At 36.5% G+C, this 22,627-nt stretch carries 21 protein-coding genes, 1 tRNA gene and 1 riboswitch; of the genes, 1 reads left to right on the forward strand and 21 read right to left on the reverse strand.

Features of this window, described 5'->3' with window-relative positions; all coding sequences use genetic code 11:
- Positions 1–11: 11 nt before the first annotated feature.
- Positions 12–500, reverse strand: coding sequence for a hypothetical protein (locus ACFP65_RS11290; RefSeq protein WP_379918666.1), 489 nt, complete (start codon positions 498–500; stop codon positions 12–14).
- A 153-nt stretch (positions 501–653) separates the two neighbouring features.
- Here ACFP65_RS11290 and ACFP65_RS11295 point away from each other — a divergent pair.
- Positions 654–727 (forward strand) — tRNA-Arg (locus ACFP65_RS11295).
- 225 nt (positions 728–952) lie between these two features.
- Here the strand turns inward: ACFP65_RS11295 and glnA (ACFP65_RS11300) are convergent.
- The 20 genes from glnA (ACFP65_RS11300) to xerD form a co-directional block, all read right to left on the reverse strand.
- Positions 953–2,296 carry a type I glutamate--ammonia ligase gene (gene glnA / locus ACFP65_RS11300; RefSeq protein ID WP_379918668.1) on the reverse strand — a complete coding sequence of 448 codons (1,344 nt, stop codon included), beginning with the start codon at positions 2,294–2,296 and terminating at the stop codon, positions 953–955.
- Between the two features lie 305 nt (positions 2,297–2,601).
- Positions 2,602–3,942 carry a type I glutamate--ammonia ligase gene (glnA, locus tag ACFP65_RS11305; protein ID WP_379918670.1) on the reverse strand — a complete coding sequence of 447 codons (1,341 nt, stop codon included), beginning with the start codon at positions 3,940–3,942 and terminating at the stop codon, positions 2,602–2,604.
- 235 nt (positions 3,943–4,177) lie between these two features.
- On the reverse strand, positions 4,178–4,453 hold the full coding sequence (locus tag ACFP65_RS11310; protein WP_208558767.1) for an HU family DNA-binding protein: 276 nt from the start codon (positions 4,451–4,453) through the stop codon (positions 4,178–4,180).
- 325 nt (positions 4,454–4,778) lie between these two features.
- Positions 4,779–6,092 carry a ribosome biogenesis GTPase Der gene (gene der, locus ACFP65_RS11315; protein WP_379918672.1) on the reverse strand — a complete coding sequence of 438 codons (1,314 nt, stop codon included), beginning with the start codon at positions 6,090–6,092 and terminating at the stop codon, positions 4,779–4,781.
- 146 nt (positions 6,093–6,238) lie between these two features.
- Entirely contained in the window at positions 6,239–7,528 is a 1,290-nt protein-coding gene (gene rpsA / locus ACFP65_RS11320; RefSeq protein WP_379918814.1) for a 30S ribosomal protein S1, read from the reverse strand.
- A 211-nt stretch (positions 7,529–7,739) separates the two neighbouring features.
- On the reverse strand, positions 7,740–8,426 hold the full coding sequence (gene cmk / locus ACFP65_RS11325) for a (d)CMP kinase (RefSeq protein WP_379918816.1): 687 nt from the start codon (positions 8,424–8,426) through the stop codon (positions 7,740–7,742).
- Positions 8,427–8,462: 36 nt separating this feature from the next.
- Complete coding sequence (locus ACFP65_RS11330; protein WP_379918674.1) at positions 8,463–9,125, reverse strand: LysM peptidoglycan-binding domain-containing protein; 663 nt, start codon at positions 9,123–9,125, stop codon at positions 8,463–8,465.
- A gap of 48 nt (positions 9,126–9,173) precedes the next feature.
- Entirely contained in the window at positions 9,174–10,628 is a 1,455-nt protein-coding gene (locus tag ACFP65_RS11335) for a RecQ family ATP-dependent DNA helicase (RefSeq protein ID WP_379918676.1), read from the reverse strand.
- Positions 10,594–11,682, reverse strand: a complete 1,089-nt coding sequence (locus ACFP65_RS11340; protein ID WP_379918678.1) for a helix-turn-helix domain-containing protein — start codon at positions 11,680–11,682, stop codon at positions 10,594–10,596. Before ACFP65_RS11340 ends, ACFP65_RS11335 begins: the two co-directional genes overlap by 35 nt.
- 111 nt (positions 11,683–11,793) lie before the next feature.
- Positions 11,794–12,405 (reverse strand): ECF transporter S component, encoded by a 612-nt coding sequence (locus tag ACFP65_RS11345; protein ID WP_379918679.1) that lies wholly within the window; start codon positions 12,403–12,405, stop codon positions 11,794–11,796.
- Positions 12,406–12,591: 186 nt separating this feature from the next.
- Positions 12,592–12,714, reverse strand: a riboswitch (FMN riboswitch).
- A gap of 75 nt (positions 12,715–12,789) precedes the next feature.
- Positions 12,790–14,613: a sensor histidine kinase gene (locus ACFP65_RS11350; RefSeq protein WP_379918681.1), complete on the reverse strand. Its 1,824-nt coding sequence runs from the start codon at positions 14,611–14,613 to the stop codon at positions 12,790–12,792.
- A gap of 9 nt (positions 14,614–14,622) precedes the next feature.
- Positions 14,623–15,384: a response regulator transcription factor gene (locus tag ACFP65_RS11355; protein WP_225744189.1), complete on the reverse strand. Its 762-nt coding sequence runs from the start codon at positions 15,382–15,384 to the stop codon at positions 14,623–14,625.
- Positions 15,385–15,549: 165 nt separating this feature from the next.
- Complete coding sequence (locus tag ACFP65_RS11360; protein ID WP_225744190.1) at positions 15,550–16,275, reverse strand: pseudouridine synthase; 726 nt, start codon at positions 16,273–16,275, stop codon at positions 15,550–15,552.
- Positions 16,276–16,295: 20 nt separating this feature from the next.
- Complete coding sequence (scpB, locus tag ACFP65_RS11365) at positions 16,296–16,859, reverse strand: SMC-Scp complex subunit ScpB (protein WP_225744191.1); 564 nt, start codon at positions 16,857–16,859, stop codon at positions 16,296–16,298.
- Between the two features lie 27 nt (positions 16,860–16,886).
- The gene (locus ACFP65_RS11370; RefSeq protein WP_379918684.1) at positions 16,887–17,633 is read right to left on the reverse strand and encodes a segregation and condensation protein A; all 747 of its coding nucleotides are present in this window, start codon (positions 17,631–17,633) and stop codon (positions 16,887–16,889) included.
- 27 nt (positions 17,634–17,660) lie between these two features.
- On the reverse strand, positions 17,661–18,017 hold the full coding sequence (locus ACFP65_RS11375; protein WP_225744193.1) for a GNAT family N-acetyltransferase: 357 nt from the start codon (positions 18,015–18,017) through the stop codon (positions 17,661–17,663).
- Between the two features lie 21 nt (positions 18,018–18,038).
- Positions 18,039–19,379, reverse strand: coding sequence for a diaminopimelate decarboxylase (lysA, locus tag ACFP65_RS11380; RefSeq protein WP_379918686.1), 1,341 nt, complete (start codon positions 19,377–19,379; stop codon positions 18,039–18,041).
- Between the two features lie 239 nt (positions 19,380–19,618).
- Positions 19,619–20,440 carry a purine-nucleoside phosphorylase gene (locus ACFP65_RS11385; protein WP_379918688.1) on the reverse strand — a complete coding sequence of 274 codons (822 nt, stop codon included), beginning with the start codon at positions 20,438–20,440 and terminating at the stop codon, positions 19,619–19,621.
- A gap of 63 nt (positions 20,441–20,503) precedes the next feature.
- Positions 20,504–21,673: a phosphopentomutase gene (gene deoB, locus ACFP65_RS11390; RefSeq protein ID WP_379918690.1), complete on the reverse strand. Its 1,170-nt coding sequence runs from the start codon at positions 21,671–21,673 to the stop codon at positions 20,504–20,506.
- 41 nt (positions 21,674–21,714) lie between these two features.
- Positions 21,715–22,623 carry a site-specific tyrosine recombinase XerD gene (xerD, locus tag ACFP65_RS11395; RefSeq protein ID WP_379918692.1) on the reverse strand — a complete coding sequence of 303 codons (909 nt, stop codon included), beginning with the start codon at positions 22,621–22,623 and terminating at the stop codon, positions 21,715–21,717.
- Between the last annotated feature and the right edge of the window lie 4 nt (positions 22,624–22,627).

Raw genomic sequence — 22,627 nt, forward strand, 5'->3', positions numbered from 1 at the left:
AAGAGCTGGTATTAGTTTTCTGGTTTCAAATCTTGGCTATGATTGTCAGGATTGAAGTTATCCTCATGTGTTTCAGCATCTGTTCCTGGCTCTTTGAAATCGACTCCGAAACCAGGTGCTGAAAGATGATCATCGATTGCTTTTTCAAAATCGCCTTTTTCGTCTTCATCTTCTCTAGCAGGCTCTTTTTTGTCATTATGACTTTTTGTTTTCTTATTCGAATCATCTTGAAGGATCACATATCCCCCACGTTGAATCGTGTCTGCAAATAATGTTGCATCTGAATCATTTAATTCATAAGTATCCGATGCATTGGCAACTGACACTTCATTTTCAACGATACCTTCTACTTTGACTTCTAAATCTTTACTTAGAGACTGAACTTGATCTTCTTTTGTATATACAGTCAAGTGTTTTTTGATCAGTTGATTTTCAATTTCAAGATCATTGATCTTTTTAGAAACATCTTCTTCTAGTTGAAACGTTGAGATTATTTTCATGTTGTTTCCTCCTAATAATACTGTTGTTAAACCAATAGTATCAAAGTAATTTCAGTCCAACAAACAAGAAGGCTTGTATATTAAAATAAAATTCTTGAATATCTGTTGACTTTTATTCAATTACCTTATATAATAATCTCTGTTGCTGTTGTTGTTCTGATAGCTCAGCTGGATAGAGCATTCGCCTTCTAAGCGAACGGTCGGGGGTTCGAATCCCTCTCAGAACGTAAAATCTACTCTATAATTTTTTATGTATAAACCAATACATCATTAAAGTCTATTACTTTTAAAAAGTAGTAGACTTTTTTTGTTCTTATAAAATCTAATACAGATGTAATCTGATTTTATATAGACAGTCCGATAAAGTCAAAATATATAAGTTGGCTCTTATCAGAAATTATTTCTAAGATATCAAAAAAAGAGGATGCTTTTCAGCATCCTCTCCCATCAGATTAATATAGGTTCAAATATTGTTCTTTTTCCCACTGGCTTACTGTGGCTTTGTATTGATCCCACTCTACTGTTTTAGTCGCTACAAAGTTATTAAAGATGTGCTCCCCTAGCGCTTCTTTGATCACTGGATCTTTTTTAAGGTTTTGAACAGCTTCATGTAGACTACCTGGTAAAGATTCAATTCCTTTATCATCCAGTTCTGTAGTATCCATTTCATAGATATTATCCGTTGTTGGATCGACAGCTTTCAAATCGCGTTTAATACCATCCAAGCCGGCTTTCAACATGACTGCAAGCGCAAGGTATGGGTTAGTCGTAGGATCCACTGAACGTACCTCTAGACGAGTAGACAATCCTCTTGATTCTGGAACACGGATCATGGGTGTTCTGTTTCTTCCAGACCATGCAATATATACAGGTGCTTCGTATCCTGGAACTAAACGCTTATATGAGTTCACTGTTGGATTTGTAACGGCAGTGAAAGCTGAAGCATGTTCCATTAAACCAGCCATAAACTTATACGCTGTATCACTTAATTGCATAGGACCATTCTCATCAAAGAAGGCATTTCCATTTTCGTTGAATAATGACATGTTACAGTGCATACCAGAACCATTGATTCCAAAGATCGGTTTAGCCATAAAGGTAGCATGTAAACCATATTTTCTAGCAACTGTTTTAACAATTAGTTTGAAAGTCTGGATGTTATCACATGCTTCTACCGCATTTGCGTATTTCCAGTCAATTTCGTGTTGACCTGGAGCAACTTCGTGGTGGCTAGCTTCAATCTCAAAACCTAGATCTTCTAATTCTAATACAATATCTCTACGACAGTTCTCTGCAAGGTCATTAGGTGCAAGGTCGAAGTATCCGCCATTATCATTTAAGTTTTCTGTTACTTCATCGTTCTCATTTAATTTGAACAAGAAAAATTCAGGCTCAGGCCCTAAGTTGAATTCTGTAAAGCCCATATCTTCTGCTTCTTTTAAAATGCGTTTTAAATTTGTACGAGGATCTCCACTGAAAGAAGTTCCATCAGGATTTTTAATATCGCAAATCAATCTAGCAACTTTTCCTTTTTTAGAAGAATCTGTTTCCCAAGAAAAAACCAGCCATGTATTTAAATCTGGACATAAGTACATGTCAGATTCTTGAATCCGAACAAAGCCTTCAATAGATGAACCATCAAACATCATTTGACCATCCAATACTTTATCCAGCTGACTGATTGGTACTTCTACATTTTTAATGATTCCTAATATATCTGTAAACATCAATCTTAAGAAACGAACATTTTTTTCTTTAACCTGATCTTTTATGTACTCTCTAGTAATAGTTGTCAATTTATTTCCTCCTAATAGTTAGATGGTTCGTTTATCTCTTTTGGCTATCAAATATTACTTACGAAGAATAGCATTGAACGGTTAGTGAAACAACCGCTACTGAACAAGTAAAAGGTAAAGGGGCATTTACTTTTTATTCCAAAGATGAAAGCCTTATCAAATTACGATAATTAACCAAAACGAACTATACCACTTTTTTTATATACACAAAAAAGCGATATACTAGAACTTTAAGTGATTTATTATATAAACCACTAAAGCCAATATATCGCTCTTTTATTTAATTAATAATTGTGATTTCAAACTTAGTACAATTCAAAATATCGTTCTGTTTCCCATTCAGATACTGCAAGTGAGTAGTTAGACCAATCTTGCTCTTTTGCTGAGACAAAGCGTTCAAAAATATGCTGCCCTAAAGCATCTTTAATCGTTTCATCTTCTTTAAGATTTTGAACAGCTTCGTATAGCGTTCTAGGTAGAGATTCAATGTTATTTTCATTTCTCTCAATTTGATCCATGTTGAAAATATCTCTATTAACTGGTTCTGGAGCCGTTCTCGCTTCGCTAATTCCCTTTAATCCGGCTTTAAGTAATACAGCTAAAGCGAGATAAGGATTTGCACTAGGATCGACACTTCTCAATTCTACTCGTGTAGACATACCTCTAGAAGCAGGTACACGTACCAAAGGTGTGCGGTTTGTACCTGACCAAGCCACATATACGGGCGCTTCGAATCCTGGCGTTAATCGTTTATATGAGTTAACGATTGGATTACAGATAGCTGTATAAGACTTAGCATGATCCAATATACCAGCGATAAACTGATAAGCAGTGTGACTTAATTGATCAACATTTTCTTCATCAAAAAACGCGTTACCTTTCTCGGTAAATAAAGACATATTGAAATGCATTCCTGAACCACTAATATTCGCTGTTGGTTTAGGCATAAATGTCGCATGTAATCCATGTTTACGTGCTACAGTTTTGACGATTAATTTAAATGTTTGAATATTATCGCAAGCTTCTATTGCATCGGCATATTTCCAGTCGATTTCGTGTTGACCAGGAGCAACTTCGTGATGACTAGCTTCAATTTCAAAGCCAAGTGCTTCTAATTCTAAAACAATGTCTCTACGACAATTTTCTGCTAAGTCAGTTGGTGCTAGATCAAAATATCCACCATTGTCATTTAAAGTTTTACTAGGTTTCCCGTTTTCATCTAGTTTAAATAAGAAGAATTCAGGCTCTGGTCCTAGATTGAACTTTGTAAATCCAGCCTCATTCATTTCTTTCAACACTCGACGAAGGTTACTTCTTGGATCACCAGCAAACGGCGTTCCGTCCGGATTATAGACATCACAGATAAATCTGGCGATGGTTCCCTTTACAGTTTCAAGTTCCCACGGAAAAACTAACCATGTATCTAGGTCTGGATGAAGTTTCATATCACTTTGATCTATATCTACAAATCCATCAATTGATGAACCATCAAAGGCAATTTCATTATCCATCACTTTTTCTAACTGACTGATAGGTACTTCTACATTTTTTATAATGCCATCTATGTCTGTAAACATAAGACGCAAGAAGCGTACCTCTTTCTCTTTAGCTTGCTTTAAAATTTCCTCTTTGGTAAAGGAGGACATTGATCAACACTCATCCCTTCAGTTTCTTATAATTTTGTCTCTTATTAGACTAAAGGACACCCTCATCATTGTCAAATAATAAGGGCTATATTGCTAGATTGAAAGTCTTCAAGCAATTATGTATTTTGTAGTTCATTGTGTTGGTCTATCTATATAGATTTAGGTCTTAAAACAAAAAGAGCACTGTCCCCCGAAGGAACAGCGACTCTATAAAAGTATATACTTTTTCTACGTACTATTTTACTGCATCTTTAAGAGCTTTACCCGCTTTGAATGCAGGTACTTTGCTTGCAGGGATTTGGATTTCTTCCCCAGTTTGAGGATTACGTCCTTTACGTGCAGCGCGATCACGAACTTCAAAGTTACCGAAGCCAATTACTTGAACTTTTTCTCCGTTAGCTAGTGATTCTTTAATTGTTTCGAATACTGATTCTACTGCAGCAGTAGCGTCCTTTTTAGTAAGGTCAGTTGCTGCTGAAACTTTTTCGATTAATTCTGCTTTATTAGCCATCGTACATTTTCACCTCCTCATAAGAAGATCTATGTAAGCCATCAGATGTGACTTACGATCTTTCAAAAACATCCCTTTAAACATAAAATGAATGTGTTGGGTGAAATAGTCTTCTTACGACATTTCATTTAAAAAGATACCATAGAAACGTTGATACTGCAATGATTTTGTTGAAAAGAATCACTAAACTTTATTTCTTTCGTCATAACCTTTTTCACTTGACTTATAAAGAAATTTTTAATTTCGATTTACAGAAGCTTACACTGTCTATAGGCTGTTTACCTAGTGATATCCTAGGTGCGAGCAAAATAAGCAGATAGGCTGTCTACGTACGTCTACGTGCTATAATATGAATAGGCGTACCTTCAAAATCAAATGTTGCTCTAAACCTATTCTCCAGATAACGTTTATAAGAAAAGTGTAGTAATTCCGGATCATTTACAAAGATAATAAAAGTTGGCGGACTCACACTCACTTGAGTTGTATAGTAAATTTTAAGCCTTCTACCTTTATCTGTTGGTGTTGGGTTAGTTGCTACAGCATCCATCACCACGTCGTTTAAGATAGACGATTGAATACGTAGATGCTGATTTCTATAAACGCGTTCAATGATATCAGGAAGCTTATCTAGGCGTTTTTTAGAAATTGCTGAAACAAAGATAACTGGAGCGTAACTTAAATATCTGAATTCTTCTCTAACTTCTAACTCAAAATCTCTAAGTGTGTTTGTTTCTTTTTCAACCGTATCCCATTTATTGACAACAATAATGATACCTTTCCCCGCTTCATGAGCATAACCAAATACTTTTTTATCTTGTTCTCTAATGCCCTCTTCAGCATTGATGACACATAAGACAACTTCAGATCTTTCAATGGCTCTTATGGCTCTCAAGACACTATATTTTTCAGTGTTCTCATAGACTTTACCTTTTTTACGAATACCTGCTGTATCTATAATAGCAAACTCTCGCCCATCATCTGTTTCGAATTTCGTATCGACGGCTTCTCTTGTTGTTCCAGCGATATCGGAAACGATTACTCGGTCTTCACCAATGATGGCATTTACCAAGCTGGATTTACCAACGTTTGGTCTTCCAATTAAACTAAAACGGATTGTTCCTTCATCAAATTCTTCTTCAAGATCTTCTGGAAATTCAGCAACAACCGCATCCAATAAGTCTCCAAGCCCTAAGCCGTGGGAACCAGAAATTGGAAATGGATCTCCTAGGCCTAAAGAATAAAATTCATAACTATACGCTCTAGATTCTGGATTATCCGCTTTATTAACAGCTAATACGACTGGTTTTCCTGAACGATATAAAATTGGCGCAACTTGCTCATCGGCATCTGTTACACCTTCACGAATACTAGCCAGCATAATAATCACATCTGCTTCTTCAATAGCAATTTGAGCCTGATTTCTGATTTGCGCATTTAGCGGTTCATCTTCCATCGTTATACCACCAGTATCAATCAACGTAAACTCTTTCCCTAACCATTCTGCACTTGCATAAATTCTATCACGTGTTACGCCTGAAACATCTTCTACTATGGAGATACGTTCTCCTACTATGCGATTAAAAATGGTTGATTTTCCGACGTTTGGACGTCCAACTATTGCTACTACCGGTTTTGTCATAAACGTTCACCTTCTTTCTTGAGTTTTAATATTCTATATTGATAATTTTACCATTTCAAAAACATACACCCAACCCCACAAAAACAGAAAATCGTTTCAGCGGGTTTGGGTGCTATCATTTTAATGAATTAAAAGATATGGTTTGCTTACTCTTGATCGTCGTTGTTCAATAAGCTTGATAATTGATCGCCAATTTGGTCACCTAAAGTGAAAGAGCCATCTTCATCATCGTCGTCACCAAATGATGATTTAGTTACTTGTTGTGGTTTAGATGATGATGGTTTCTTAGATTTGTTAGCAGCTGGCTTAGGTGCTTGCTCAGGCGCTTCTTCCAAAGCTTTGATACTTAATGAAATACGTTCTTCGGAAGGGCTCACGCTTAGTACCTTCACTTCAATTTCTTCATCTTTAGCCACAACTTCATGAGGTGTTTCTACATGTTTGTGGGCCATTTCAGAAATGTGAACTAAACCTTCAACACCCGGTTTAACTTCTACAAATGCTCCAAAATCTGTTACGCGTTTAACTTTACCTGTAACAACCGATCCTTCAGGTAATTCTTCTTCAAGGTTATCCCAAGGTCCAGCCAAAGTATCTTTGATAGATAATGAAATACGTTCTTTATCTCTATCTACACTTAATACTTTAACATCAACTTCGTCACCCGCGTTTAATTTTTCTTTAGGATGTCCAATTCTTTCATGAGAAATTTCAGAAATATGAACAAGTCCATCAACGCCACCAAGGTTAACGAAAGCACCAAAGTTTGTCAATCTCACAACTGTTCCTTTAACTGTTGAACCTTCTTCTAATGCGTCAAAAGCTTCTTCTTTGATTTTTGACTGTTCAGCAGCCATCAATGCTTTTCTAGAAAGAATTAATTGACGTTCGTTAGGATCAATTTCAAGAATTTTAAACGTATACGTTTGACCTTCAAACTGGTTCAGGTCACTTACATACTGTACATCCATTTGAGAAGCGGGAACAAATCCTCTTACTCCAGCATCTACAGTTAATCCACCTTTAACTACACGAGTAACTGGCGCTTCAATCGTTTCACCATTATCAAATTTAGTTTGAAGTTCTTCCCAGACTTTTCTTTGATCTACACGTTTTTTAGAAAGAACAAAGCTTCCTTGTTCTTTATCTTTTACGTCACGTAAAACGACTACATCGATTACGTCGCCAACTTTAACAACGTCTGATGGATGTTCAAAACGTTCAGTTGAAAGTTCTTTTGGAGGAATAATACCTTCTTGTCCTCCACCAAGTCCTACGATGACTTGTTTTTCGCTGTCAATTACAAGAACTTCACCTTGAACCAGGTCTCCCGGTGTAATGTCTACAACGTCTTTTAAAACGTCTGACATTGATTCTGAATCAGAATCTGAAGAACCGACAGCTGGTTGAACTTGAGCGTCTTCGTTTTCTGCCATTACATCTTCTGGATCTGTTCCAGCTGCTGAGTTTACAATCACTTGCTCGTCTGCAACTTCTTGTGATTCTTGATCCACTGTGTTGTTGTTTTCTAATTCGTTTGTATTTTCTTTATCTGTCATAATATACGTGCCTCCCAATGCCAATATTTCTACTCTATTAATTGTACATAAAATAAGCTGATTTTTCCACTAAAACATTTGAAACGAATTATTTCTGGTATTCTGGGTATTTTTCAAAGATAATGGATTCAATTTTTTTAGTAACTTCTTCAATAGAAAAGGTTGTTGTATCGATTTCAACTGCATCATCTGCTTTTTTCAATGGAGAAACTGCTCTTGTAGAATCCTTATAATCTCTCTCTCTGATTTCTTGTTTTAATTTTGTTAAATCAGATTCGATTCCTTTTTCCAAATTTTCTTTGTGTCTACGCTCAGCTCGCTCGTCTACGCTCGCTACCAAAAAGATCTTTACATTGGCGTTTGGTAGTACCACGGTCCCAATATCACGACCGTCCATGATCACATTTTTACTGGAGGCCATCTCTCTTTGTCGCTGAACCAATATCGTTCTTACTTCTGGATGAGCAGCGACAAGAGAAACTGCATTTGTAACATCATTTTGTCTGATGTCCATCGTCACTTCCACATCATTGCAATAGACCTGTTGAACGTTATCCGATCTCTTAAAGTCGATGACTAACTCATTCAGTTCATTGACGATTGCATTCTGGTCCGTCAAATCTAGCTGATTCTTTATAGCAATATAAGTGATTGCTCGATACATTGCTCCACTATCCACATAGATTAAGCCAAGGTGATCAGCAATCTTTTTAGCCACTGTACTTTTCCCTGACGAAGCAGGTCCATCTATGGCCACAGCCAATTGATTATTCAACACATACTTCACACTTTCAATTTTTATTTATTTTAATTAGTTTACTTTTAATACTTGACCCACAAAGACTGTTTCACTAGACAAGCCATTTAATTGCATCAGTTCCTGTGTAGTCATTCCATGGTTTAAGGCAATACGATACATGTTATCTCCCGCTTTTACCGTATACGTTTCCCCTGTGGATGCTGGTTCCTCAGTGGTTTCGGTTGCTTCTTCGGAAGCAGCATTGCCAGCTGCTTGATCTGTATTAGATTCTACTGGCTCACTAGCTGGTTGATTTTCTCCAGTCGTTTCGGTTTCCGACTCACTCTCAGGTTCCGGCTGTGATTGCACGGGTTCTTCTACAGTTTCTTCAGCCCGTTCTTCCACTGTTTCTTCAGTCTCTTCTGGTTCCTCAGCTACTTCAGGTTCTTCTTCGACCTCGGGCTCTTCTTCTGGTTCATTAGTTGCTGGCTGTTCGACGGTCGGTTGTTCTGAATTAGGAAAATTGGGTTCTCTTTGACTATACCAAGCGTATGTACCTAATGTTACAACAATGATTAACACTAGAAATACCACTGTAACAGTCAGGATAGGAGAAATACTTTTCTCGCGTTCTCGTTTAGCTTTTCGAGACATAGCCTGATCGTCATAATCTACTTCTTCATCAAATCGTTTCGACCACAGTTCTTCCATCGACTCGCGATCTTTCTTACTCATAGTGATTCCTCCTCAATTTCTATCATAGTTATTGTATCATATTTCAGCTTAATTCATAGATTCCTCATCAAGTTTATACAATTGTTTCAAACGAAGTCTCCAATCAATTGTCACGCTTTTAACGGTTGAATGCTTTTCTTCGTCATCAAAGAAATAAGTCTCCAAAGCTGCCGTGCACTGACTACAACAATGTTCTGGCTTTTCAATTATTGATTCATCGAAATATCGAAGCAGATGAGCTCTTTTACATTCTTTGGTGAACAAGTATTGTATCATATATTCTAGTTGCTCTTTTTTAAGACGTTCTCTAGCCTCTATCTGGTGTAAAGCGACTCTATAGGGGATAGAGGCATTCACATAAAACTGGGCAATTTGAACTTTAGGATCTGTTTGCTCTTGTTTGATTTTGTGCTGATACTTATAAATGTATTCCAATAAAGATGCATCTGGTAAGCTATTTTCTTGTAGTCTAACTTGTAGATACTGATCTCCTTGCTCGAAAAGCAAGATAGCGATACCTTCCTTACCGTCTCGGCTACATCTTCCAATTTCTTGCAAGTACATCTCAGGATTAGAAGGCATATGGTAATGGATAACGTACCTTATATCTGGTTTATCAATGCCCATTCCAAAAGCGCTTGTTGCACAAATAACCTGAATCGAGTTATCTATAAACTGCTGCTGGACTTTGACCTTGTCATCAATCGTCAAATCAGAATGATAGCTCTCAGCTCGGATTCCTAGTTCAGTTCTCAAGACTGAAGCCAGTTCGTCAGCCAGTTTTTTGCTTGAAAAATAAACAATTCCAGGACTTTTCAACTGATAAACGAGTTCCTTTAAGCGATCTTTTTTATTCCCCTCGCAGATTTCTACTTTTAATTTTATCGAGGATCTGTCTACTGAGTGGATGATTTCTCTAGTTTCTATAGAATCTATGTCTAAAGATTGTTTGATTTCACTACGAACTTGTTCCGTAGCTGTAGCTGTCAGGGCCATTGTTGTTGGATGATTCAGTTTTCTTTTAGCTTCGCCAATTTTAAGATAATCTGGTCGGAAATCCATTCCCCATTGAGAGATACAATGAGCTTCGTCAACGACAAACAATGCAATGTCTTGTTGAGAAAGTTTTATCATCAAGAAATCGAACTGGATCATTTCTGGAGAAATATAAAGAAATTTCAACTTATGAAGATTTTTCATAATTCTTTTTTTTTCGTTTCTAGACGACAAGCTATTCAAAGCTGCTACTTGCCGTTCTCCATTACTTTTAAGTTTTTCAACCTGGTCTTGCATCAATGATAGTAGTGGTGAGACAATCAGAACCAGCCCTTCTTTTATATAAGCAGGTAATTGATAGCAGATTGATTTCCCACTCCCTGTTGGTAACATAACCACCGAGTCTACTTCTTGAAGGGCTGCTTGAATAGCTTCTTTCTGACCAGATCTAAAGGTTTTATAATTGAATTTTTCATAAAGTATCTGCTCTAGCGTTTTCTCTGCCATATCTAATCCTTTCAATCTCTACTAGTCTAAACCACATAAACATCAGATCTTCCTGATCTTGTTTTGCTTGTTTATAGGAATACTTGGAATTTTGTTCAAAGGCCCTATTTAAACGCTCATATTGGTCTACAGGAATATATGGCTGGATATTGAAGTCTGGATGAATAAGATAAATTTCAAGGATATGTTCTCTAATCGTATTTAACTTTAATTGCCTGACTTCTGAAATCTGTTCTACACTATACCCTTCATTTATCATCAAATACGTATCGTATGTACTTTTAGATAATCCGAGATATGTACGTTGATCTAGATATGCTACAAAATCATTTAATAAAAGACCTTCAGAAGCTTTAGATTGGATAATCAGTTTTTCGAAGGTATTGTTTAAGCGTACGTTCAATTCTACAGATTCCATTTCCAGGCTTTCCGCTAGTTGTCGATTAGTTTTTCCGATGATATCATGTCCAGTTAATTTTCCAACAATTATACTTGCTTCCTCTTCTGTAAACATTAAAAGTAAGTCATACAATTCGGTTGCCCACTGGAGAGCTAATTGAGCCATTGGTTTTTCCTGTTTGCTCAACCATTCTTTAACCGATTCTTGATCAATTGGTTCCTTAATGGAAGGACTATATTTTTTATTGTCATATCTTTTCTCAGAAAATATTTGAGAAATCAATTGAATTTGTAGATAAAATGAATTTCTGAGCGTGGCATTTTCAAGAGAACGAATAGCTGACGGGTACTTTTTATGTTCAAAATACTGAGTCAATGCTTTGTATCCAAGCGAAGTTAAAAGGTATCCATCTTCTTCATTACCTTGAAGTAACTTTTTAGAAGAAAGTATCTGTAGATAATGCTCTAAATGTTCTTTTTTTAATTCTTTGAATAGTCCGAAAGCAGGAAACAGCTGCTCATTTTCAACTTTATATAATATTGAAGGCGTTCTTCTTCCATGAAACACATGAATCAGTTGAGAGCTTTTTGATGGATAGTGGTTATTGAAAAAAGATAATAAAAAATATAAAAAGTATCGATTTTGAGTAGCCATAGTTCACCTCTTCTTCTTTTCAGAATACACGTTCAAATCCATTTTTTCAATATAAAAAAGGCGGTCATATTGACCCGCCTTTTGTCATAACTATTCGCTAGTTGATAAAGCTTAATTTTCATTTTCTAAAACATATCGTTTAGACTGTTTTTTATAAAGTCTGGTTCTTGATTTAACTAACCAAGGTTTAAGTTTTTGAAATGCCACGAAAAAGATGATGCCTACAACTGGACCTTTAATTAAATTGAAAGGAACAATTGAGTAGACTAGATACTCTCTAATCGGTCCAACACTGAACCCCATGACAGCCATATAAGCAGGAATTAGGAATACCCAATTCAAAAGAGCCATAACGACACTTAATGATAATGTACTTGCTATAGTAGCTAATACTTTTTCTCTAGTTCGTAATCCCATTTTCGTGATAATAAAGTATATGGGTAACGTATAAGCTAAAGAAGCGATAAACTGCGCTGAATCACCTATTGGTAAACCCATGTCTCCACCTTTTTGAACGAAAGATAGTAAAGAACGAATAAAGGCAATGGTCATACCTCCTATAGGTCCATACATATACATTCCGAATAATACTGGGAGATCACTAAAATCAATCTTCAGAAAAGATGCTCCGGGTAAAATAGGAAACGAAAACATAGAAATGATCCATGCTAGTGAAGCTAATACTGCGATACCAACTACTTTTTGCGTTTTGTTGCTTGACATTGAAAATCCTCCTAGAAGGATTCATCCTGGTTAGGGTATTGAACTTATTGATGCTTACCTCTATTTTGTTCCGACATTTCGAAGTGAGACTGGTCAGAGAATGCACTCTAGAAATGCAAAAACTCTGTTCAGTTCCACCTCAGGAAACGAACAGAGCTAAATAGACATAATGATTCAGTCAAAAAGCTCCATCTTCTTTATACCAGACTATACTGTCGGTACTGGAATTACACCAGTTCAGCAAAACAATTGTTTCGCTCGTGGACTTTACCACCGGTCGGGATTTACGCCCTGCCCCTGAAGATGAATCATATTATTTTTTGCTTATTTTTAATAAGCACATTACTATTATACAAAAATGTACAGAATTGTCAACAGCTCCGTTTAAAACGAATCAAAAGTACTCGTAGAATTTTGATCAATAGGTAAATGTATGATGAAGGTTGAACCTTTACCAAGTGTAGATTCTACACTTAAGCGCCCTCCATGTGCTTCAATAATACTCTGCACAACAGATAACCCAATTCCTGTACCTGATGCATTATCTGAATAATTTTTTCTAGATTTGTCTGCTTTAAAGAATCGATCAAAGATATATGGAACATCTTCTTTAGGGATACCCGTTCCTGTATCTCTAACTTCCATAATAACTTCTTCTAGATTTTCATCTTCAAATAACCTCAATGTAACCGTCTTGGCAGATTTATCCGTCATCCCGGTGTGTCTAATTGCATTATTAATTAGATTCACAAAAACTTGGTCCATCTTGTCTTTATCAATAGGTAATTCGATTATTTTTTCTGGAACGTCTAATGCTAATTTTACGTCGACTTCTGAAGCCATTTTATTGAATCTAGAAACGAGTGTACTCAAGTAACGGTTCAAGTTTAGAGAATCTTTTTCAATCTCAATAAATCCAGCTTCCATTCTTGATAAATCAAGCATTTCATTAACCATTCGATTCATCCGTTGCGATTCATCACTGATAATTTGAGCCATTTCTTTCTTCTCATCAATTGTCTCAGCTATATCATCAATAATCGCTTCACTATAACCCTGAACCATCACTAAAGGCGTTCTAAGTTCATGCGAAATATTATTGATAAAGTCAACGCGCATTTTATCTAATCTGTGTTCATGTGTCAGGTCCTTAGTGGAAACCAGAATGCCTCTAATTTCCAGAGTATCGTCTTCAATCAGAGGTAAGATCGTCACCTCATAATAAAATTCGACCATTTCAATATTGAACTGAGAAAATTTCTTTGTTTCAACAGCTTCTTTTAAGTTTAACTCTATATCAATATAGTCATCTTTCGTTGAAAAATCACCTTTTTCAACTTGATATTGCGTTAAGAATAAATCTCCAGCAGGATTGGAAAGAATCAGGCTCTGATCGGAATCATAATATAAAATTCCTGTATCAATACTTGTCATGATATGAGATAAAAGTTCTTTTTCCTGCCTGACCACGGTTCTATTTGTTTCGAGAGAATGCCCCATTTTATTCATTGCCATTGCAAGTTCAGATAAGTCATCTCTACCTGAGACCGGTAGTTGGTGGCTAAAGTCATCTCGTGCATAATCAAAGGCAATATTCGTCATGGCATTGATTGGTTCCGATATATGTCTACGTAAATATAAATAATAAGCGTAACTTAAAAATACGCTAAACAAAATAAGTAAACTTAACGCATAGAAAACTGTGCGTTCAACTTCAGCGATAAAAGACAAATCTGCATATGCATAAAATGTCAATTGTTCACCTTGAAAATTAATATGTTTGACGTGAAAGATATAGGGTATTTTACTTTCATATTCCGGATCTGAATCAGAACGAATCTGAGTTTCTTCACCAGACACGATCTTTTCAACTAAATTGGGATTGTTGATTACTCTCTGATAAATATCATCAGAAAATTGGAGATCCCACTCTTCTTCGTTATAAACATCTTGACCCTCAGAACGAATTGCAAAATTGAGCTTCGCATGAATAACATTAGCTTCCTGAAGATAAGTCATTATAAATTCAGGATTACTTTCAGAAAGGGTTTCTACGTTATGAATAAAGGATTCGTAGTCATTCAAATAGTTCTGCTTAATCTGTTGGGAATAGAATTGGGCATAAAATAAAGATGTGGCAACAAGAGATATAAGGATAAGTCCAGAAGTAATCAGCCAAACTCTTATCGCAACGATATTCAGCTTCATACTTCTATCCTACTCCTCTTCTTCATGAGGGTATGAGTTCAGTTTATATCCAAGCCCCCATACAGTTTCAATCATTTTAGCAGCGGTTTGGGATTCTTTTTTTAATTTTTCACGCAAACGTTTCACGTGTGTATCGACTGTTCTTAAATCACCAAAGAATTCGTATTTCCAGACTTCTCTTAATAATTGTTCTCTACCAAAAATCTGATCAGGAGAAGACATCAGATAGTGTAAAAGATCATATTCTTTCGGCGTCAGATTTACTGATCGGCCGTCAGCTGTTACACGTCTAGAATCGTTATCGATCTCAAGATGCGGTAAAGTCAATGTATCAGAGACATCGGCAGCTTTATTCATGCTTCCACTACCGGATTGAGTTCTCTTAAGAATCGCAGAAACTCTTAATACAATTTCTCTTGGACTGAAAGGTTTGACAATATAATCGTCGGCCCCGACTTCGAATCCCTGAATACGATTCAATTCTTCACCTTTTGCTGTAAGCATCATAATGGGTGTATCTTTTTCTTTTCGCAATTCTTCAGCAGCTTCGATTCCGTCCATTTCAGGCATCATAAGGTCTAAAAGAATTAAGTCGTAATCATTTTCTAGTGCTAATTGTAATGCGATTTTTCCGTTTTCAGCTTCGTCAATCTCATATTTGGCCTTTTCTAGATACATTCTCAATAATCTACGAATACGATTTTCATCGTCAACCACCAATATTTTTTTCGCTTGCTGTTCTGTACTGCCTTGTAATTTTTCATCCGTCACGATTAGACACTCCTTAGCACGTGATACTATTGACTTTATATTATAATACGTAACTAGTACAATATTATATCCTACTCAAGTTTAATTATAACTAAGATAAGATGAATGCGCCACTAATTCCAACTGGAATCGCTCTAGCCGATCTTATACGTCAAGAATCAATGATTAAACTTCTTCATCCACTAGTTGTTTAAGCTTGTTGACCTCAAATTGTTTGAGTTCTCTCCATACACCAGACTGCATGCCTTCTACCGTTAAAAATCCATAGTGAGTTCTAGTCAATTTTTCTACTGGATGTTTAATTGCCTGCATCATTTTCTTAACTTGATGATTTTTACCTTCATGAATGGTTAATTCAACAGTTGAGATATCTCTTTTTCTATCATAATCAATGATTCTTGCTTTCGCAGGAGCTGATTTCACCTTATCAAAAACAACACCTTTTTCAAGATGCATAACGTCTTCTCTTGTCATTCTTCCGTTTACTTTTGCGATGTACGTTTTTTCAACAGAATATTTCGGGTGCATCAATTTGTTTGCTAATTCGCCATCATTGGTCAGTAACAATACACCTGTCGTATCGTAATCCAATCGTCCTACTGGATAAATTCGTTCTTCAACTTCTTGGAGTAATTGAACAACCGTATCTCTATTTTTTGGATCATCAACTGTTGATACGACCCCTCTAGGTTTGTTTAACAAGAAGTATACTGGTTTCTCTTTTTGAATCGGCACATCGTCTACAGAGATCGTATCATGTTTTTTCACTTGGTATCCAAGTTCCGTCATGACTTTTCCATTAACTTTTACGCGTCCTTCTTCAATCATACTTTCAGATTTTCTTCTTGATGCAATGCCCGCGTGAGCCATGACTTTCTGTAATCTATCCATATAACTCCTCCTTCTATTTTTTATTCAAATGACTGCTGGAAACTTTCAAAAAATAAAGACGTTTCCTCAGTTTCTTCTTCCATTCTTAGCTCTGGTAATTCTGATAGAGTATTTAATCCAAAGTAATCTAGAAAATAATCCGTTGTACCATATAAAACGGGTCTTCCTGGCGCTTCAAGTCTTCCAACCTCTTGAATAAGATCACGCAATCTTAATTTATGGAGTGCTGTTGCAAGTTGCACACCTCTAATTTCTTCGATTTCCATTCTAGTAATGGGTTGTTTATATGCAATAATTGCTAGTGTTTCCAGTAAAGCCTTACTTAACTTCTGCATTAAGGGAGACTGAGCATAATTACTTACGACGCTAGAGTAGGTCTCTTTCGTAACAAGTCTATATTTATTGGCTGTTTCTATAATTGTCAAAGCACTCGTATCTCTAGAATTATAATCATTTAGCAATTTTTCGAGTGAAACAAGTACATGTTCTGTTGTAGCATTCGTGAGTTTAGCCATCTCCTTCAAAGTAAGCCCCTCATCTCCAGCCACAAATAACAGTGACTCATATACCGCCGTTTCGTTCATTTAATCCCCTCCCTCTCTACTAATAATCTAACCGATATAAGATAACTCGATATCCGAGTAAGTTTCTTCTTGAGTAAAAGCTACTTTGTTTTCTTTAATGAGTTCAAGTAAAGCAAGAAACGTTACGACGATGTCTTTTCTAGAATAGTGGCTAAACAACTCCTGAAAAGCGACTTTTGTTCTGTATCGGCCTCTAAGTTCTGATTCAATCCATTCCATACGATCTGCTACTGTTATTTCCTCTGTTTCAATCGTAGTCAGTTCCGGTTCTCTTAATTCGCTTCTTTTCATCACTGTTTTAAAAGCATCAATCAAATCTTGCAATTGTATTTCACCGTTCTCTAGAGGAACATTTTTTTGAAATTCAGAAACATCCGCAGGTTCTTTGGTGAAAAAAACAGATCTTTCCAGTTGTTTCTGGTCAAGTTGATTAGCAGCATTTTTAAATTTCCTATACTCAATCAACATATCCATCAATTCTTCTCTTGGATCTTCATGTTCAGGGATAAAGTCTTCTCCCTCTTCATCCCAGCTATCGTTACGTGGAACAAGTAACTGACTTTTGATAGACATCAGCGTAGCAGCCATTACTAAGTATTCTCCAGCAACATCTAATTGTAGACTTTTCATTGCGTGAAGATAATCCATATACTGAGCCGTAATTCTGGCAATCGGAATATCGTAAATGTCGATCTCATATTTATTGATCAGATGTAAAAGAAGGTCTAAAGGCCCTTCAAATACATCTAAGTTCACTTCCCAATTTTCACTCATATCTATTTTCCTTTTAGTCGCTTTAACTTAATCTTCAGTATGCCACTTTGTTATAAGAGAACTCGTTTCGATCGTTCCAACTAACTGTCTAGGTGAGAATTTTGCTGCTGCTGCGTCTAGTATCTGATGCGCTAGCCCTTCATCTCGGTACGATGGATTGATTGAAATATGTCTTACCAACACAAATTCATCTTCAACTTCAACACCGAGTACTCCGGCGAAGTCATTTGTCTCATCGCTTTTCCATAAATAAAGTTGACGATTGTCTTCTTGCTTATACCATTCCAATTCTTTTGTCAATCTCGTTGTTTCTTTAAGATCTGGCACATAAGATAATAGCCCCATAGTAATCTTATGGTAATCCGATTTGTATTCCGTTAACATACTCTACCTCCTCAAAGTGGTTTAGTATTTCGAGTCCACTGATTGCTCTAAGTTTAAAAAGTCTTCGTAGCGCTCTCTTCTGATTGCTAGGAAATCTTTACCATCTTCTACAAAAACAACAGCTGGTCTTGGTAGGCGGTTATAATTACTCGCCATTGAGTATCCGTAAGCTCCTGTACTCAAAACCGCTAGATAATCTCCTTGTTCCACCTCAGGTAACGATAGATCCCAAATCAGCATGTCTCCACTTTCGCAAGCTTTTCCTGCAATAGACACTTTTGTATAATACTGTGCGTAAACTTTGTTTGCCAATACACCAGTATATTTTGCATCATATAAAGCTGGTCGGATGTTGTCTGCCATTCCACCATCTACTGATACATATTTTCTAACTTCAGGAATCGTTTTTTGAGTACCTACAGTATAAAGTGTCGTTCCTGCTTCACCGACTATACTTCTCCCTGGTTCAACCCAGATTTCAGGCAACTCAAGACCAAGTTCTTTTGAATATTGTTTAACACTTCTCATTATACTGATAGCATAATCTTTGATGGGTAGAGGCGCATCTTCATTTGTGTACCGAATACCAAATCCACCGCCCACGTTCAATACTTTAAGATCAAAGTTAAAAAGATCTTGCCATTCTTTTGAATGTTGCATTAAACGCTCAATAACGGCTTCATATCCTGTGGTTTCAAAAATCTGCGAACCAATGTGGGCGTGCAATCCAATAACATCAATATATTTCAGAGATTGAGCTTCTTTAACCGCTTCTTTTGCTTGACCAGAGGCTAAATCGAAACCAAACTTTGAATCCTCTTGTCCAGTTGTAATATATTCATGAGTGTGCGCTTCAATCCCTGGAGTGATTCGAATCAAGACGTTTATTCTCTTTTGATGAAGCGTAGTGAGTTGATTGATCATATCCAACTCTGTAAAATTGTCCACAACGATACATCCAATGTCCGCATTTAAAGCTTCCACTAGTTCTTGATGAGATTTATTATTGCCATGAAAGTGAATCTTCTCTGAAGGAAATCCAGCTTTGACGGCTAGAAATAGTTCCCCTCCAGAGACAACATCTAAAGAAACAGATTCTTTAGCTAACATCTGATAAAGCGCTAGTGAAGAAAATGCTTTACTAGCGTAAGCTACTTGTGTTTCTTTTTCATATGAAGAAAATGCTTCTTTGAATTCATTTAGCCTCTCTTTAATGAGAGCCGTATCGTATACGTACAAAGGTGTTGAGTATTTTTCAGCTAAATATACGCTGTCTACACCACCAATTTCCAGGTGATTTTTATCATTAATTGTTGTATTTCCTGAAAACTCAGGAAGCTGTTTATTCTTGAATTGATCCATTATTTGATTCCCACATTTCTTTAGTCTCTATTTCATATAAGGTATATTCTTAAAGATTTTCATTATCCGTTTATTTTTATATACTCATGACAATAATACAGACATATACATCAAAAATCAAATTTACATTGAAGAATCAGTACCTTAGCGTTGCTCGTACTCGAAGATAATAAAAGATAGATGAAGATGTTCCAGACACCTTCATCTATCTTTTATTCTATCTAGTCTCAGTTCAATGATTAGACTTTAGCGACAAAATCTTTAACTAATGATTTAAAAGACTCTTTCACTCGTGTCGTCACTTCAACTACTTCATCGTGATTTAAATTACTTTGCATGCCTGCCGCATAATTTGTGATACAAGAAATTCCTGCAACTTTTAAGCCAGCATGTTTTGCAACAATGACTTCTGGCACAGTAGACATCCCTACAGCGTCGCCACCCATAGTACGAATCATGCGAATTTCAGCGGGTGTTTCGTATGTTGGTCCAGTTAAACCAAAGTAGACACCTTCTTTGATTTCAAGTCCGTTACCTTGAGCACATTCACGAATGATCTGTTGATATCCTTTATCATAAGCTTCTGTCATATCTGTGAACCTCGGACCAACTTCAGGATCGTTTTTACCCATTAAAGGATTAACGCCAGTGAAGTTCACGTGATCAGTAATAATCATCAAGTCTCCTGGATTAAACGATGTGTTTACACCACCTGCTGCATTTGTTACCACTAATGTTTCGATTCCCAAAGCTTTCATTACTCGAACAGGGAACGTTACATCTTCTAGCGCATATCCTTCATAAAAGTGGAATCGCCCTTGCATAGCTAGAACCAATTTACCGCCAAGTTCTCCATATACAAGTTGTCCTGCGTGCCCTTCTACAGTAGACACTGGAAATCCAGGGATGTTTTCATAAGGTATTGCCACTGGATTTGTTGCTTCTTCAGCTAATTCGCCTAATCCTGAACCTAGAATCAGACCAACAACCGGCTTTTCAATTCCATTTTCTTTTAAATAGGCTGCTGCTTTATCGATACTTTCTAGATACTCTTTTTCCATTAAAACTTCCTCCTGGTAAATCAAATTTGTAAGAGGTGCTCCCTCCACTTAATTAGATTGTTCTTATTTTAATTCAGATAAAAAACTAGATCCAAATCCTGTTGCATCCACATCAAAGTTTTCTGCTATAGTAGCGCTGATGTCCGCAAAGAATCCTTGTGGTAAAGCACCATTGTTTTCAAAACTAGGCGAATAGATCATGACAGGAACAAATTCCCTTGTGTGATCTGTTCCAGGATGCGTAGGATCATTTCCGTGGTCAGCCGTAATAATTAGTAAATCATCTTGTTTTAATTCGCTAATAATTTCAGGAATTCTAGCGTCGAATTCTTGAAGTGCATTTGCGTATCCTTCTACATCTCTACGGTGTCCAAACAAAGCATCGAAATCCACTAAATTGGTAAAACTTAGTCCATTAAAGTCTTTTTGCATAACCTCAATCAGTTTGTCTACTCCATCCATATTGGATTTCGTACGAACAGACTCTGTGATTCCTTGTCCATTGAAGATGTCATCGATTTTTCCGACTGCTACTACATCTTTACCGGCATTCTTTAATGAATCCAACACAGTATCTCCAAAAGGACTTAAAGCATAGTCGTGTCTGTTACTGGTTCTTGTAAATGCACCAGGCTCACCTAGATAAGGGCGCGCAATAATACGTCCAATCATATAAGGATCATCTTTAGTAATTTCACGAACATATTCACATATTTCATATAATTCTTCTAAAGGAATGATCTCTTCATGTGCTGCAATTTGTAATACTGGATCCGCAGACGTATAAACGATCAAGTCGCCAGTTTTCATTTGATGTTCACCGTATTCATCAAGAATAGCTGTTCCTGATGCTGGTTTATTCGCCACAATCTTTCTTCCAGTATGTTCTTCGATTTGATTGATCAAATCTTCAGGAAAACCTTCAGGAAATACTCGGAAAGGTTTTTTGATGTGTAAGCCCATTAGTTCCCAATGGCCTGTCATTGTATCTTTACCGACTGATTTTTCTTCTAGTTTTGTATAATATCCTATACTCGTTGGTGTTTCATCTATGCCTTCCAACGGTTCGATGTTACCAAGTCCAAGTGTTTTAAGGTTAGGTAATTTTAAATCTGTATTTTCAGCTATATGACCAAGCGTATGAGATCCTTCGTCATTAAAGGCTTTAGCATCGGGTGCTTCTCCGATGCCTACTGAATCCATAACAATTAAATGTACGCGGTTAAAATTCATTTACATTTCCTCCTGTTAGTTCATTTTTACCTATTTGCTTCTTAGGCTCTAGGGTGATACGTGTCATAGACTTCTTTTAATCTATGCTTTGTAATATGCGTGTAAATTTGAGTCGTTGAGATATCCGAATGCCCCAATAATTCTTGTACTACACGAAGATCTGCGCCATTTTCAAGTAGATGCGTTGCAAAAGAATGTCTCAAAGTATGTGGTGTTACATTCTGTGCAATCCCTGCCTGCAAGACCATTTTCTTGATTTTCTTCCAGACGCCCTGTCTGCTTAGTTGAGAGCCTCTTGGATTCAAAAAAACGTACGGAGACTCTTGAGAAGATTTCAGCGCAAGTTTTGGTCGACTATATTCAAGATAGTATTCTACCCATTTAACGCCTTGTTCTCCAATTGGTAAGATCCGTTCTTTATCTCCCTTACCAATTGTCTGAATTAAGTTCATTGATAGATGTAGCTCATCTAATCTTAAGTTTACTAACTCTGATATTCTGATTCCTGTAGCGTACATAACTTCCAGAATCGCTCGATCACGAATACCAATCTTGTTCGAAACGTCTGGTACAGACAGTAAAACATCTATTTGTTTGGTTGATATCACCTTGGGTAAGGTCTGAGCTTTCTTTGGTGTCTGAATATACAACATCGGATCTTCATTGGAGATGTTTTCTTGTTTTAGAAATTGATGAAATCTTCTTAAACTCGAAATCATTCTAATCAAAGAATTATCCGCTTTTTGACCTTCTTTTTGTGATTCCAGAAAATTTAGTATAAGGTAACGATTAATCTCATTCCAAGAACCAATCTTTTCTTTTTTTAGAAAAGTGATGTACTGGTTTAAATCCCGCTGATAACTTTCAATAGAATTTTTAGAGAGCCCTCTCTCGATTTTTAAAAAGGTGAGATAGTCTTCTAAGGCTTCTTTTCCTAGTTCAACTGACACTTTG

Origin of the sequence: Marinilactibacillus sp. GCM10026970 (assembly GCF_042660675.1) — a bacterium.
Taxonomy (GTDB): domain Bacteria; phylum Bacillota; class Bacilli; order Lactobacillales; family Carnobacteriaceae_A; genus Marinilactibacillus.

Coding starts and splice junctions, on each gene's coding strand:
- ACFP65_RS11290 (WP_379918666.1), bottom strand. CDS start 500: ATGAAAATAATCTCAACGTTTCAACTAGAAGAAGATGTTTCTAAAAAG.
- glnA (WP_379918670.1), bottom strand. CDS start 3,942: ATGTCCTCCTTTACCAAAGAGGAAATTTTAAAGCAAGCTAAAGAGAAA.
- ACFP65_RS11310 (WP_208558767.1), bottom strand. CDS start 4,453: ATGGCTAATAAAGCAGAATTAATCGAAAAAGTTTCAGCAGCAACTGAC.
- der (WP_379918672.1), bottom strand. CDS start 6,092: ATGACAAAACCGGTAGTAGCAATAGTTGGACGTCCAAACGTCGGAAAA.
- rpsA (WP_379918814.1), bottom strand. CDS start 7,528: ATGGCAGAAAACGAAGACGCTCAAGTTCAACCAGCTGTCGGTTCTTCA.
- ACFP65_RS11330 (WP_379918674.1), bottom strand. CDS start 9,125: ATGAGTAAGAAAGATCGCGAGTCGATGGAAGAACTGTGGTCGAAACGA.
- ACFP65_RS11335 (WP_379918676.1), bottom strand. CDS start 10,628: ATGGCAGAGAAAACGCTAGAGCAGATACTTTATGAAAAATTCAATTAT.
- ACFP65_RS11340 (WP_379918678.1), bottom strand. CDS start 11,682: ATGGCTACTCAAAATCGATACTTTTTATATTTTTTATTATCTTTTTTC.
- ACFP65_RS11345 (WP_379918679.1), bottom strand. CDS start 12,405: ATGTCAAGCAACAAAACGCAAAAAGTAGTTGGTATCGCAGTATTAGCT.
- ACFP65_RS11350 (WP_379918681.1), bottom strand. CDS start 14,613: ATGAAGCTGAATATCGTTGCGATAAGAGTTTGGCTGATTACTTCTGGA.
- ACFP65_RS11360 (WP_225744190.1), bottom strand. CDS start 16,275: ATGGATAGATTACAGAAAGTCATGGCTCACGCGGGCATTGCATCAAGA.
- scpB (WP_225744191.1), bottom strand. CDS start 16,859: ATGAACGAAACGGCGGTATATGAGTCACTGTTATTTGTGGCTGGAGAT.
- ACFP65_RS11370 (WP_379918684.1), bottom strand. CDS start 17,633: ATGAGTGAAAATTGGGAAGTGAACTTAGATGTATTTGAAGGGCCTTTA.
- ACFP65_RS11375 (WP_225744193.1), bottom strand. CDS start 18,017: ATGTTAACGGAATACAAATCGGATTACCATAAGATTACTATGGGGCTA.
- lysA (WP_379918686.1), bottom strand. CDS start 19,379: ATGGATCAATTCAAGAATAAACAGCTTCCTGAGTTTTCAGGAAATACA.
- ACFP65_RS11385 (WP_379918688.1), bottom strand. CDS start 20,440: ATGGAAAAAGAGTATCTAGAAAGTATCGATAAAGCAGCAGCCTATTTA.
- deoB (WP_379918690.1), bottom strand. CDS start 21,673: ATGAATTTTAACCGCGTACATTTAATTGTTATGGATTCAGTAGGCATC.